Origin of the sequence: Veronia pacifica (assembly GCF_001707825.1) — a bacterium.
Taxonomy (GTDB): Bacteria; Pseudomonadota; Gammaproteobacteria; order Enterobacterales; family Vibrionaceae; genus Veronia; species Veronia pacifica.
In genome coordinates, this window is the sequence record NZ_LYBM01000002.1 from 60154 (window position 1) to 73172 (window position 13019).

General features: G+C 44.2%; 12 protein-coding genes. 6 read left to right on the forward strand and 6 right to left on the reverse strand.

Annotated features, from left to right (window positions below):
- The first annotated feature begins 206 nt into the window (after nt 1-206).
- The 4 genes from A8L45_RS01790 (at nt 207) to A8L45_RS01805 (ending at nt 4407) form a co-directional block, all read left to right on the forward strand.
- Entirely contained in the window at nt 207-1124 is a 918-nt protein-coding gene (locus A8L45_RS01790; RefSeq protein ID WP_068898610.1) for a Tim44 domain-containing protein, read from the forward strand.
- Nucleotides 1125-1340: 216 nt separating this feature from the next.
- Nucleotides 1341-2225 (forward strand): TraB/GumN family protein, encoded by an 885-nt coding sequence (locus A8L45_RS01795; RefSeq protein WP_068898612.1) that lies wholly within the window; start codon nt 1341-1343, stop codon nt 2223-2225.
- A gap of 582 nt (nt 2226-2807) precedes the next feature.
- Complete coding sequence (locus tag A8L45_RS01800) at nt 2808-3986, forward strand: MFS transporter (protein ID WP_349266988.1); 1179 nt, start codon at nt 2808-2810, stop codon at nt 3984-3986.
- Nucleotides 3987-4149: 163 nt separating this feature from the next.
- A complete protein-coding gene (locus tag A8L45_RS01805) occupies nt 4150-4407 on the forward strand; it encodes a TIGR02647 family protein (RefSeq protein WP_068898613.1) in 258 nt (85 codons plus the stop codon).
- A gap of 17 nt (nt 4408-4424) precedes the next feature.
- On the opposite strand, the gene A8L45_RS01810 is transcribed toward A8L45_RS01805, so the two are convergent.
- The 6 genes from A8L45_RS01810 to dinG all read right to left on the reverse strand — a co-directional run bounded on the left by A8L45_RS01810 (nt 4425) and on the right by dinG (nt 10792).
- Nucleotides 4425-5867, reverse strand: coding sequence for an alanine/glycine:cation symporter family protein (locus A8L45_RS01810; RefSeq protein ID WP_068898616.1), 1443 nt, complete (start codon nt 5865-5867; stop codon nt 4425-4427).
- A gap of 386 nt (nt 5868-6253) precedes the next feature.
- The gene (rsmS, locus tag A8L45_RS01815) at nt 6254-6412 is read right to left on the reverse strand and encodes a pleiotropic regulatory protein RsmS (RefSeq protein WP_068898618.1); all 159 of its coding nucleotides are present in this window, start codon (nt 6410-6412) and stop codon (nt 6254-6256) included.
- Between the two features lie 13 nt (nt 6413-6425).
- Nucleotides 6426-7340, reverse strand: coding sequence for a histone deacetylase family protein (locus A8L45_RS01820; protein ID WP_068898621.1), 915 nt, complete (start codon nt 7338-7340; stop codon nt 6426-6428).
- 1 nt (nt 7341) lies between these two features.
- Nucleotides 7342-7893 carry a primosomal replication protein PriC gene (gene priC, locus A8L45_RS01825; RefSeq protein WP_068898623.1) on the reverse strand — a complete coding sequence of 184 codons (552 nt, stop codon included), beginning with the start codon at nt 7891-7893 and terminating at the stop codon, nt 7342-7344.
- A 33-nt stretch (nt 7894-7926) separates the two neighbouring features.
- A complete protein-coding gene (locus tag A8L45_RS01830; RefSeq protein WP_068898625.1) occupies nt 7927-8700 on the reverse strand; it encodes a TSUP family transporter in 774 nt (257 codons plus the stop codon).
- 16 nt (nt 8701-8716) lie between these two features.
- Nucleotides 8717-10792 carry an ATP-dependent DNA helicase DinG gene (gene dinG, locus A8L45_RS01835; protein ID WP_068898627.1) on the reverse strand — a complete coding sequence of 692 codons (2076 nt, stop codon included), beginning with the start codon at nt 10790-10792 and terminating at the stop codon, nt 8717-8719.
- Nucleotides 10793-11307: 515 nt separating this feature from the next.
- Between dinG and A8L45_RS01840 the strand changes: the two genes are divergently transcribed.
- A complete protein-coding gene (locus A8L45_RS01840) occupies nt 11308-12288 on the forward strand; it encodes a porin (RefSeq protein WP_068898629.1) in 981 nt (326 codons plus the stop codon).
- Between the two features lie 81 nt (nt 12289-12369).
- The gene (locus tag A8L45_RS01845) at nt 12370-13008 is read left to right on the forward strand and encodes a YccT family protein (protein WP_083228147.1); all 639 of its coding nucleotides are present in this window, start codon (nt 12370-12372) and stop codon (nt 13006-13008) included.
- Nucleotides 13009-13019: the final 11 nt, after the last annotated feature.

Consider the following 13019-nt stretch of genomic DNA (forward strand, 5'->3'; position numbering starts at 1 on the left):
GTCACAGCAATACATTCTTACCTCAACGTACTGGTAAGTCCGGTGCTTACGGGTATTCCTGCAATGTCTTTCAGTATGGGTATAATAAGCAGGTAAGGAAAAATGAAACGACTAGCATTGTTACATTTGTTATCTTTGTTTTCGTTGACATTCTGTTTGGAGAACCTAGCATGTCGTTAATTCTCAACACTCAAATAAGGGACGCAATGAAACGCTTTTTTGCAATTTTTGCGCTAATGTTCGTGGTTGTCGCAACGGCACCGCATGCAGAGGCGAAAAGGTTTGGCGGAGGAAAATCCTTCGGTAAGAGCTACAAAACAGCCCCAGCACCTAAATCTCAGCCTCAGCAAAATAACCTCAACAAACAACAGGCAAACCCAGCTAAGAACGGAACTAAGAAAGGTTTAATGGGCGGTTTGCTCGGCGGCCTGCTGGCGGGTGGTTTGTTGGCAGCGCTCTTTGCTGGCGGCGCGTTTGAAGGACTCCAGTTTATGGACATCCTTATTGTTGCCGTAATTGCATTTGTGCTGTTCAAAATATTCCGCTCGATGATGGCGGCAAAAAACGGCGCAATGCGACAGCAAGGTCCGGCTATGGCTGGCTCTGCGCCTAGTGCTGAGAAAAAAGGCTACTATCACGAGAAAGACGGCTTCCAGCAGGGTACCAACGCGTTCCGTGAAACGTCATCAACAGAGCCTGCAGCCCCTGCGGGTGGTTTTGGCTCTTCACCGACTTCTGAGGACGTGCCGCACAACTTTCCGCCAAACTTCGATATCACGGGGTTCGTTAATGGTGCACGTGATCACTACCGCACCCTACAGCAAGCTTGGAATGTGAATGATCTTGCGAAGATTCAGGAATACGTGACGCCTGAACTATACAACGAGCTTAGCCGTGAGCGAGCGTCGATGGAAGGTGAGCAACACACCGAAGTGATGTTTGTTGACGCAGAGGTTGTGAGAGCGGACCATGACCAGTCAACGGCTCACATCAGCCTCAAGTTTAGTGGCCGATACCGAGACAGCCACGAAGGCGTTGAAGAAGACATTACTGACATTTGGCACCTGGAGCGAGATCTTAAACTACCGAACGCTCCTTGGCTTATTGTGGGTATTGAGCTGTAAGCTTTTCGATATACCCCAATGTGGAAGCAGCGCACCGCGCTGCTTTTTTTATGTCCGATTTGTGAGTCTTTTCTGAAACTTTTACACATAGTGTTACTTTTTCCAATCTAAACGCCGTAAAGTCTTTTTTTCTTCAATCGAATATTGTTTTGTAAAGCAGACATAGGAAGAAGTTTTAAATAGATATTTAATGGCTTTGCCAACACAGGAGTGTTTATGAAAAGTAATGTTTTGGGAAGAGTATCAATGTGTCTCAAAGGTCTGCTGTCGCTCTCATTTCTTTCCGCTTCAGCGGTAACTTATGCGGATTCAGCCGTTTGGAAAGTATCAAAAAATAATGATGTTATTTATCTTGGAGGCACGATTCATGCGCTACCGAGCACGGCTTATCCTCTCCCAAAAGCCTATGATATTGCCTATGGTAAATCTCAGGAAATTATTCTGGAAGTTGCCGAATTAAATCATCCTGATGTTGGTGCAAAAGCCTTGGCTCATGGCGTTTATCAAAATGGGGTAACCTTGAGCAGCAAACTCTCTCCATCGACGATTTCCTCCTTAGATAAAGCACTTGGCGGTTATGGGTTAAATCTTGCGTCGGTAGATATACTTAAACCGGGTATGTTGATGGCTCAACTCACAATGCTTGAACTTCAGAGAGCAGGTTTTGAAAGTGGGGGAGTAGACAGCTTTTATCAAGCTAAAGCCAATGAAGATGCCAAGCCAGTGCTTGGGTTAGAGACGATAGATGAGCAACTCATATTTCTGACTAACCTGGGTAAAGGTAACGAAGATACGTTCATACGAAAATTGCTCAACGATTTACCTGAATCAAAGGAGAAAATGAAGGAGCTTCTGCTTGCATGGCGTAACGGGAACATGAATCAACTGGAAAAAGTCTTTAACCAAGAGACAAAAGAGAATTTCCCAGACCTATATCAGTCTCTTGTTGTAAAAAGAAATAACGCCTGGATACCGAAAATTGAGCAATTGTTTGGTGATAAAAATACTGAGTTTGTTCTGGTGGGAGCAGGGCATTTGTCAGGAGACGTGGGCTTGTTAAAACAGCTTGCTGATAAAGGATACAAACTTGAGCAGATGTAACATGGTCTAATCCAGCTTGTTACTGATAGCTTTACGAGTATATTCCATTATTTAAGCTATATGCATCAAACATATAACTTAAATTTCTTATATTTTATCAAGCGTTTTTTTCAAAAAAAACAACAATTTGCACATTCATATTTTTTTGCGAAACGATACCTATATACCTTTTCGATAATACTTCTCTTGGCTCTGCAGAAAACAGTTTTAGTGTCACACACAGGGCAGAATAGAATTTTGCTCATAAATATCATCTAAATATTTTGATTATCTTTTTGGTTGATTACGCAGCCAAATCCAAACCTTTGTTGGCTTTTTTTCTAGGTATTCAGTCTGATTTTATTTTGATTCAAGCCTGAGTGCTGACAAGCTGAACAATCTGCCCTCTTTTTGTTCAGCTTTATCATTGTCAAAGATTCTCCACGCTAGGAGCAATTGAAATCGTCAGTAACGCTCCGAGAGGCCTCAGTATTTCAAGATGATCAAAGATTGATCGCATTGAGTATTTTTAATCGCCAGCGGGTGTTAAAGGTGGAATCGTCTGGGTATAGTGCAAGATGCCCTCAAGAAGAGAGACGGAAAATGGCAAGAGACACAAAATATCTACTGATTGCAATGGCTGTGGTCATGACTCTGGTTTTTTCAGTATGGAATGTTCTGTTAAATAACTTCGTCGTTGAAAAAGCCGCATTTACAGGCCAAGAAATAGGAATTTTGCAGAGCTTGCGTGAAGTTCCCGGTTTTCTTGCTTTTACTGCCATTTACCTACTCTTGTGGTTTAAAGAGCAGACATTTGCCCTTATTTTTCTTGCGTTGATGTGTCTAGGGGTTGCCATTACAGGATGGTTTCCCACTACCTATGGCCTTTACATGACGACTATGGTCATGTCGATTGGCTTCCACTATTTTGAGACAGTCAATCAATCCCTGACCTTGCAATGGGTAGACAAAGATGAAAGTGCCGCTTTTATGGGGAAGATACTGGCATGGAAAGGTGCGGCAAGTTTGCTGGCTTACTCTGCTGTTTGGGTATTGATGGAGTATTTCAATATCTCTTACAACGTCGTCTATATGTTATTTGGTTTGGTTGGACTCATTATTGTTGTGGGGCTTTGGCTATATTTCCCATTGTTCCGTCAAGCCCATCAACAACACCGTAAACTCATTCTACGAAAGCGTTACTGGTTATATTACAGTCTTACTTTTCTCAGTGGTGCCAGACGACAAATCTTTATTGTTTTCGCCGGATTTATGATGGTAGAGAAGTTCGGCTACTCGGTGGGAGAAATAAGCCTGCTTTTTATTATTAATTATATATTTAATATGTTGTTTGCTGAGCGTATCGGTCGTTGGATTGGTAAGGTTGGTGAGCGAAAGGCACTGACCGTCGAATACATAGGTTTGATCTGTGTCTTCACCAGCTATGCTTTTGTTGAAAATAGTTATATTGCCGGTGGGTTGTACGTTATTGACCATTTATTTTTTGCGTTAGCAATTGCAATAAAGACATATTTTCAGAAAATTGCGGCTCCCGAGGATATTGCATCAACGGCGGGTGTGAGTTTTACCATTAACCATATTACCGCTGTTTTTATACCTGCGATCCTTGGCGTAGTTTGGCTCACTTCCCCTACATTTGTCTTTCTATTCGGTAGTGCATTAGCGGCATCTTCGTTGGTGCTGGCACTTCTGGTACCACGTAAGCCATCGGCAGGCAATGAGGTGTTTTCTACCAACAAAACAGCACAGGATGTGACCTGAAAAGGTAAATAGGCGAATCCTGAGAAAGTTAAGGTGTCGTTTTTTTAGCTTTTAGCTTCTGGTTATTGGACATAGCGCAGAGTCTGAAATTGGCAGTGGAGGTACTCTTTAGGAGTGCTATCGTTAGATAGAACCAGTTCTCACTTCTACCTTGGGAGGTTTTATGCCATTTACCCCTGACCTAGTCGACGAGTTGAACATGCTGGTCAAATTTACGCTCTCTTCAGATATGGCTGGTCTAAAAGTACACAGTGATGCGAGTCCTTCATTGATTGAGGCAACACAAAGGCTGTATCAGAAAGGTTTGGTGACAGATTATGATGGTGGTTATCTCACCTCTATTGGTCGCGATGCAGTTGAGCATGCCAAAGAGGCTCTGCGAATATTAAATTCGGTACCACAACAAAAAACGGGAAGCTAACGCTTCCCGATATTCTTTTATTGATGTTTGTTCCAGACATCTTTATCTATTTGTTTGTCTAACTGCGGAAACTTCTTCCGGTCAAAGGATGGGGTGACGCCTCGCTTCCTTTGTTCCTCGTAATCTTTTAGCAAAGCAAAAACGATATTTGATAAAAGAAGGATAGCAACGAGATTGATCAAGGCCATCATTCCCATTGATAAGTCTGCAAAGGCCCAAACTGTCGGCAAGTCTGTTATTGCACCAACCACAATGATACCGAGTACCACAACACGATAGACATTGATTGCCAGTTTGCTATCAAAGATATAGCGAATATTTGATTCGCCATAAGAATAGTTAGCGATTAATGAAGTGAAAGCGAATAGCAAAATGGCAATGGCGACAAAGCCTGAGCCCCAGCTTCCAACCTCAACTTCCAGAGCTTTCTGTGTCAGTGCGATGCCGGTAACGCCGCTTTCTGGCTCCATTACCCCTGAAAGTAAGATAATTGCAGCGGTCGCAGTACAAATAACAATGGTGTCAACAAACACTCCCAGCATTTGTACATAGCCCTGAGCGACGGGATGGTTCGGATCAGTCGTTGCTGTTGCTGCAGCATTCGGCGCTGAGCCCATACCTGCCTCGTTTGAGAACAGGCCACGTTTTATGCCCTGCATCATCGCCTGAGCAATAGCGTAACCCATCGCACCACCTGCCGCCTGTTCAAAGCCCAGTGCGCTTTTCACTATGGTGGCGAATACGCTTGGTAGCTGAGTGATATTGGCAAAAACAACATAGAAGGCCACGATAAGGTAACCAAGCGCCATGAATGGCACAATGAGTTCTGCAACTCTTGCCACCGAGCGCATACCACCAAAAATAATTGGGGCAACGGCGACAGCCAGCAAAATACCAACCAAGGTATGATCAAAACCAAATGCATTATCCATTGCGGCAGCAATAGAGTTGGATTGAACGCCGTTAAAGGCAATACCAAATGCGACAATCAGACAAAGCGCAAAAAGGACACCTAACCAACGTTGACCTAGGCCTTTTTCAATATAGTAAGCAGGTCCGCCTCTAAATGTGCTGTCACCATTGTTGACTTTATAAGCCTGCGCCAGTGTGGATTCAATAAAGCTGGTGGACATACCGACCAGTGCTGTTATCCACATCCAGAAGATTGCGCCCGGGCCACCAAGATAAATAGCTACGGCAACCCCTGCCATATTACCTGTCCCCACGCGCGCAGCTAAACTCGTGCTGAATGCCTGAAAAGACGATATGCCACCTTCAGCTCCCTGACGGCTGGAAGATATCAACGAGAACATATGGCCGAACTGACGAAACTGTAAAAATCCCATTCTAATCGTAAAATACAAGCCTGCACCAATAAGGAGATAAATGAGTACACTTCCCCAAAGCAAGCCATTTCCGGCATCAACAAATGCAACGAAAGCGTCTTTAACGTCCGTCATATTACACTCCACTGTAGATTTTCTTTTGCCGGATCAGATAATGCGATGAGCATTAGACCCGGCAGTACCTTTTGGCGTTCCAGTGCCTGCGAGTGGTGTCCATTCCTTACATCAGGTCTACATTCATTGAGTTTTTCGTAGAGAGCAGAGCCTCGTTAGACGTAAAACTTGAATTTGATCCAATAACCATGATGAAAACGGCGAGAATAATACAGATAAAGAGGGTCTAAAGCAGGTCTTGATTAATGGGAACGGTCAGATTGATCCAATTTGTTTCGATTGTGTGAGCTTTATTCGGAAAATGTTGGATTTTAGGCAGGGTTGATTCTTTTCCTCGTTTTATCTTTGCCCACTGTAAATAAGTGGGCGGTAGGTAATATATGCAGTTAACGCGTATTTTCTTTCCTTCTTTCGAGATCCTGTTTAACTATCTCTAGTGCTTTCAGAGCAGTATCAATCTCAATTTCATTTGTTTCGAGCAGATATATCAGATCGACTGCCAGTTTTATTTCTGCTGGTGCATTTTCCAGCCCCTGATCACTCATATTATCCTTCGTCTTATTCGGTTTGATGAGAATGAAATATCGATAATGCTGAACGCACAAGTTCTGCATGTAAAGGAATTAATGTTGACTGGTCAGTTCGGTAACCGCCACCAATGACACTTGCAACGGGTATTTGATGATCTTTGCACAGAGCCATCACTGCATCATCCCTCTTGCGAATACCTCCCTGACTGACTGAAAAGTAGCCGAGTTCGTCATCGATGTGGATATCGACGCCTGCATCATAAATGATCATATCGGGTTGATATTGATGCACAGCGAGTGTAACTGCCGGGATGAACTGCGACAGATAATCGGCGTCATCAGTGTTTCTTGGGAGTGGTAAGTCCATATCCGATGACGGCTTTCTTGATGGAAAGTTTTTATCACAATGGACTGAAAAGGTAATAATGTCATTGTGATCTGCTGCCAAAGTCGCAGTGCCGTCACCATGGTGCACATCGCAATCAATGATCATCACCCGCTCGATATCTGGTTTGGTTAGCGCGTGTCTCGCAGCAAGAAAAAGATCGTTGAACAGACAAAACCCACTGCCAAAATCGAAGTGTGAATGGTGATATCCCCCGGTGAGATGAACCGCGCAACCATGCTCGAGGGCTTTATCAACAGTAAGTAGCGTACCACCGAGTGATGTCAGGCTGCGTCTGATGAGAGCCTCGCTCCACGGGAAGCCAATGCGGCGCATTTTCACTAACGGCAGTGTGCCATTGATCAGCGCAGTGACGTATTCCGGCGCATGCTGTTCGCAGAGGAGCTGCCAGTCAATTGATGACGGTAAGTGATACTCAACAGGCCAGCATTGCTTATCGATGTGTTCTTTCAGTAGACGATACTTTTGAAGCGGGTATCTGTGTTCTTCTGGAAGAGGGAAATCAGAATAAATTGGATGATAAATAAGGGGGAGCATATCAGCCTTTTTTCTCCCTGAATGAAATACGACCTTCTATACGGGCTTTTGCTTCACGGCAACGTGATAAGCGTTTTTCCAGTGCGAGCAGTTTCTTCTGACATGCCTGTTGTTCTTTTAGGGTGTCGCACTGACTAAGCTGTGTTTCACTATCGCGTACCATATCCTCAAGGCGTCTCTCCCAGCCCTGATGTTGTGCCAAGTCTTGATAAAGCTGACTAATGGAGACAGACGTCTTTGGCGCATAGTGTTTTTCTTTTTCCCTGATCCCGAGGGTTGCCATTTCCCTTTGCAGAGCTGATACCTGATTCAGCAAGGTTTCACACAAGTGATCAGCTCTGGCAGCAGAGAGCTTTCCGCTTTGCTGTTCTTTTTCTAATGTGCTGATAATAGATTGCGTTTCATTGACGCAGGCGGTCAGCAATTTTGAACGGCATTTAAAAAGCCTTTCGTCAAATAACGGTCGACGTCCCTCGCCACGCTTTCTGTCTATATCTGCAGCATGTTTTGCCATTTGTTCCAGTTGTTGTTTAATCGGAGATAATGCTGTCATAGCAATAGACTCACCTCATAGGTAGATTCAAGATTAAAACCATGCATCCATAGCAAGTTTACCTGACATCACCAAAACTACCGTGATAAAAATAGGGCGGATAAACCTTGAGCCGAAACGGATAGCTGAATGCGCTCCGACAAAAGCACCGGCCATGAGGCATATACCCATTGTCAGACCTAACACCCAATTGACATGACCCAATATCATAAAAGTGATCAGTGAAGTGATATTGCTGATGAAGTTCATCGCTTTTGCGACCCCGGTTGCCAGTAACATATTGAGCTTGTAAAGCGACATGGTGGAAACCGTCCAGAATGCACCGGTTCCGGGGCCCGCAACACCGTCGTAGAAGCCAAGGGCCAGCCCTTGTGAGATTTGCGTTTTACGTAATCGTGAGGTCTTCTCTGGCAACTGGTCTCGGCGGCCCGTGATTGAGGGGCTGAAAATCGTGTACAACGCTGTTGCGATGATGAGCACAGGTAATGCTTTTTCTAACCAATCAGTGTCTATTACATTAACGATAAGAGTGCCAAACACCGCACCAAACAGAGTGGCAATACCTGCTTTTAACCAAAAGTTAGGTGAAAAGAGATCTTTGCGATAAAACGTTATCGCAGCCGTTGATGAAGCGAATGTCGCCGCTAATTTATTAGTACCGAGAGCAAGGTGAGGTGGCAAGCCTGCTGAGAGCAATGCTGGGATCATCAGCATTCCTCCGCCACCCGCGACAGCATCTATAAAACCAGCAGAAAACGCGATGGCAGCCAGTACCGAAAACATCGAGGTATCAAACAACTCAGGCATGAAAAAAGTCCATTTATCAATATTCAATAATGCGTTTAAAAGGCGGGAGAGAGTCGAGTAGTGACTTACCATAGCGGCGGGTGACAATACGACGGTCCAACACAATGATCCTACCAGAGTCGTTTTCCTGACGCAGCAGGCGACCTGCAGATTGGATCAATTTTTTACTCGCTTCCGGCACAGAAATTTGTAAAAACGGGTTACCTCCCCGGCTTTCAATATATTCTGAGTGTGCCTCTTCCACAGGTGAGGTAGGAACTGCAAAGGGGATCTTGGTGATGATCAAGTTGGTCAGTTGATCGCCTGGCAGATCAAGTCCTTCAGAGAAACTGCCAGTGCCAAATAAAATACTGACTTTTCCTTTCTCACAGTTTTTTCTATGGGTGTCGAGCAAAGATGTTCTCGATGCCTCACCCTGGACAAGTAGATCCCACTTATTTTTGACGGCTGTTTTCTTGAGTGCTTCCGCAACTTTGTTCATCTGCCAATAAGATGAAAAGAGGACAAGGCTGGCTGTTTCGCCCTCAAGGTATTCAGTGAGTAGCGCGGGCAAGGTATCTGTGAATTTGTCATGCTGAGGTTCATAGGGCACTTTTGGCACGACAAGACGTGCTTGATTTTGATAATCAAACGGTGAAGGCAGTGCGAGAAAACGGCTGCCATCGTTTTCTTCAAGACCAACCTGTCGGCAAAAATAACCAAACTGGTTAAGTGCTCGCATCGTCGCGGAAAAAAGACCCACGCCCGCCGCTTTTGACCACAACATCTGATCCAGTCGCCAGCCGATCTCCAGGGGAGAGACGTGAACGATAAGATCCCGTTCCTTCTCATCGCAGCGTTTTATCCAGCGGGCCAGAGGTGCGCCTTTATCTGAATTGGGCTGTGCCATCAGGTTCCAGACCTTTTCGAGGTTTTCGAGTCGTTGGAGAAAGAAAGCAGACTCAGCCAGCGCAGGCTCAGCCAAACGGGCACTGAGTTCTCCATCCTTTACCCGCTCGGCAATGAGGTCATGAATCTTTGCTTGAGACTGCTGAGTCTTCTTTGCCGCTTTATGCATTTCTTTAGCCTGCAACTCGAGCGACTCAGGCAGTTCTCCATCTTTGAACCTGAATGTGCCGTCATCATTTAACGGTAATTCACTCAATTGTTCTCTAATTTGGCGTAAACCGGGAATAAGTTCTTGTATGCCGGTTTGAAGTGCATCAAGGAAACGGTTACTCCGTTTGATATCGGCAGTATTGGCTATTTTGCTTCCAGCTTGATTAAGCTTCTCAAGCCATGATGCGACACCGAGCAGACTTGCCGATGCTGCAGAGAAGTCACGGGCAACAATGGGCAAGTGGTGTGCTTCATCGATCATAAAGATCGCTTGTTCTGGTTCAGGTAGGATCACCCCGCCACCCAGTTCAAGATCTGCCATCAGTAAGCTGTGGTTAGCCACAATGACATCGGCTTTATCTAGATTCTCACGCGCTTTGGCGAAGGGACAACTACGGTGTGCTGCCAGTCCGTTATGGCAGGTATGTTTGTCGGAAGCAATAACGCGCCAAACAGTATCTGGGATGGTTTTCGGCCAGCTATCTCTATCGCCATCCCATTTACCTTCACTCAGTGCTCTATACAAATCTTTGGCCAGCAGCACATCATTATGTTTTGGTTTTTGATCAAAAAGGGCCTGTTGGATGCCTGTTTGATCGCCACATACCGATGCAAGTTTCTCTGCGCAGCAATAGCGTTGGCGGCCCTTAGCGAGAATGAAGCTAAATTCTCGCGGAGAGATCCTGCGAAATAGAGGGAGATCTTTACTGATCAATTGCTCTTGCAGTGCCACTGTTGCGGTTGAGATAACCACCTTTTTATTGCTGTTCAATGCAAAAGGTATGGAACCAAGTAGATAGGCCATGGACTTACCAATACCAGTACCTGCTTCGGCCACCATTATCCGACGTTTGGCGTGGTATTCGCCAGCCAGCGTTTTGGCAAGTTCAGCGACGAGATAGTTCTGCGCTTTGCGTGGAATAAAGTTGTCTAACTGTTCGCGCAAGTTCTCGTAGCAAGTTCTTATGTCTTTTTTAAGAGAATTATTAAGCATATATGGCAGAAAAATGAGTGAATTGGCCAGATTATATCACGGAGCGAGAATGTGAAAGAGGTCAAAATTTGGCAGATAAGTCTCTGATTATGAGATTGAGATCACGATTGTGACGACATTTGACAATATGACCGAGGCTTAGTGAACTTATTGTATATATTTGCTGTCACCCCATCTTTTGCAGTGAATAAATCTTAATTTTAACATTTAAAAATGTATTTTTAGTTTTATATTCTGTTTAATCTCCTGAACGTCTCTTACAGTTTCCTGACATTGTGTATGCACTACATAGATGGATTTTATTTGCATTATTTTATCTTGTTGTTTTTTAAGTATTTAAGCTTATTTTTTTTACTGATTGGCATTATTTGACAGAAGATTGATTGTTCTGCACGATAATTCACGAAGTTTAATGGTTTGTTGCTGATTCAAATAACTGACAGTAACAAGCTCTACAAGACAGGGATTCTGGAACAGGAATTCCATAATTCTTAAAAAGAAGGCAGTGGATTACCATGAAAAAAACAATTCTAGCTATGGCTGTACCGGCACTGATGGTAGCAGGCGCGGCAAATGCAGGTGTTGATCTTTATGACGCTGACGGCGTGAACGTAAGCGCTTCAGGCGCAATGGAAGTGCAATACAACAAAAGCACTAATGACAAAAGCAAAGCACAAGTTCGTCTTGATGACGGTGACTTGGCGCTTAACACTTCAGTTGAAATCTCTGATAGCTTGAAAGCAGTCGGCGAGATGGCGTTCAAATTCGAGAAAGAAGACGTACAGAACGATCGTTTGTATGTTGGTCTTTCTGGTGATTTCGGTACATTTACTGTTGGCCGTCAAGCAACCATCCTAGACGATGCTGGCGTTGGTAAAGACATCGAAGCTGGTGGCGGTTTGGACTTAGGTGAGCGCACTGACCTGTACGGTGATCAAGTCGTTAAATACACTTTCGATAATGACATGTTCTACGCAGGTATTGCTGCCGATTTGGTTGAAGACGGCAAAGACGGCGCCGACGAAGATAAGTACATGGACGGTCGTATCGGTGCACGTTTCGAAGGCCTAGATGCACGCGTTTATTTTGCTGACGGCGAGATTCAAAAATACACTGATAAAGACGGCGTAGAAGTGCCGAAGACCGACGTAAGAGTTATCGTATTAGAAGCCGAGTATGCACTTGACGACATCGGTATTGCTGCTGGATACGGTCAAGCAGAACTTAAAACGTCTGGCGGTAAAGTTAAAGCTAAATTGCTCCAGCTAGCAGCTGACTACAGCATGAACGACACCACGTTCGCAGTCGGTGTTGACCGTGTAGACTTCGATAAGGGCGATGCTGAACAAACTAGCATCTACGCGAATGTTACTCAGCAGCTTCACAGCAACGTCAAAGTTTATGCAGAAGTTGGTAATGCTGACGAGAAAGACAAAGACGGTAAAGACGTAGACACTGAGCTTGGCTACACGGTTGGTATGGAAGTTAAATTCTAATCTCTGTATTTAGCTTGCACAATAAAAGCCGCCTGATAGGCGGCTTTGTTGTTTCTGAATTAATCCAAAAGGGATCGTAAAGTGAAGAGAGCAATTAATTTTATTTGTTTGTTGTTGATTTCGACATCAGTTACGGCCGGTGAGTTTGCAGTTTCTGATGGTATTAAAATACTTGCTGTGGATGGAAAAAAAGTAAAATTTGAACACTCTTTGAGCGAGCAAAAAGTATCTTTAGCAAAAGGCACACATCAGATTGTCGCGAGATTTGATGATGAAGTCAGAGATGGCTCAAGAAAGGTTATCTTTACTTCTAAACCATATGTGTTTCAGGTTGATATGTCTAATGAGGACCTGGAGTTAAACCTACCAAACTTTTCGACTGAAAGTCAGGCTAAGGCACACTTTAATAAGGGGCCCAATTGGATCTTGTTGAATAGAAATACAAGAAAAGAGATACCTATTAGTTTTAAAAGGCTTCCCGGTATCGGTTTTGGAGGCTTTGGAAATATTGAAAAGGTAATAGCTGAATATAATCGTAATGAGGGTATTGTTCTATTCTCAGATAAGATCTCAGATAGTAACGATCTAGTCATTTTACAGAGTGATGCCCAAGTACCTAATCAAAATAATGATACGCTTGTACAACTTCAGCTTTGGTACACTAAGGCCTCTGATGAAGAGCGTAAAGCATTTAAGCGCTGGATGATCGATATAGATTAGAAATAGGCGAT

Coding starts and splice junctions, on each gene's coding strand:
- A8L45_RS01790 (WP_068898610.1), top strand. CDS start 207: ATGAAACGCTTTTTTGCAATTTTTGCGCTAATGTTCGTGGTTGTCGCA.
- A8L45_RS01795 (WP_068898612.1), top strand. CDS start 1,341: ATGAAAAGTAATGTTTTGGGAAGAGTATCAATGTGTCTCAAAGGTCTG.
- A8L45_RS01800 (WP_349266988.1), top strand. CDS start 2,808: ATGGCAAGAGACACAAAATATCTACTGATTGCAATGGCTGTGGTCATG.
- A8L45_RS01805 (WP_068898613.1), top strand. CDS start 4,150: ATGCCATTTACCCCTGACCTAGTCGACGAGTTGAACATGCTGGTCAAA.
- A8L45_RS01810 (WP_068898616.1), bottom strand. CDS start 5,867: ATGACGGACGTTAAAGACGCTTTCGTTGCATTTGTTGATGCCGGAAAT.
- rsmS (WP_068898618.1), bottom strand. CDS start 6,412: ATGAGTGATCAGGGGCTGGAAAATGCACCAGCAGAAATAAAACTGGCA.
- A8L45_RS01820 (WP_068898621.1), bottom strand. CDS start 7,340: ATGCTCCCCCTTATTTATCATCCAATTTATTCTGATTTCCCTCTTCCA.
- priC (WP_068898623.1), bottom strand. CDS start 7,893: ATGACAGCATTATCTCCGATTAAACAACAACTGGAACAAATGGCAAAA.
- A8L45_RS01830 (WP_068898625.1), bottom strand. CDS start 8,700: ATGCCTGAGTTGTTTGATACCTCGATGTTTTCGGTACTGGCTGCCATC.
- dinG (WP_068898627.1), bottom strand. CDS start 10,792: ATGCTTAATAATTCTCTTAAAAAAGACATAAGAACTTGCTACGAGAAC.
- A8L45_RS01840 (WP_068898629.1), top strand. CDS start 11,308: ATGAAAAAAACAATTCTAGCTATGGCTGTACCGGCACTGATGGTAGCA.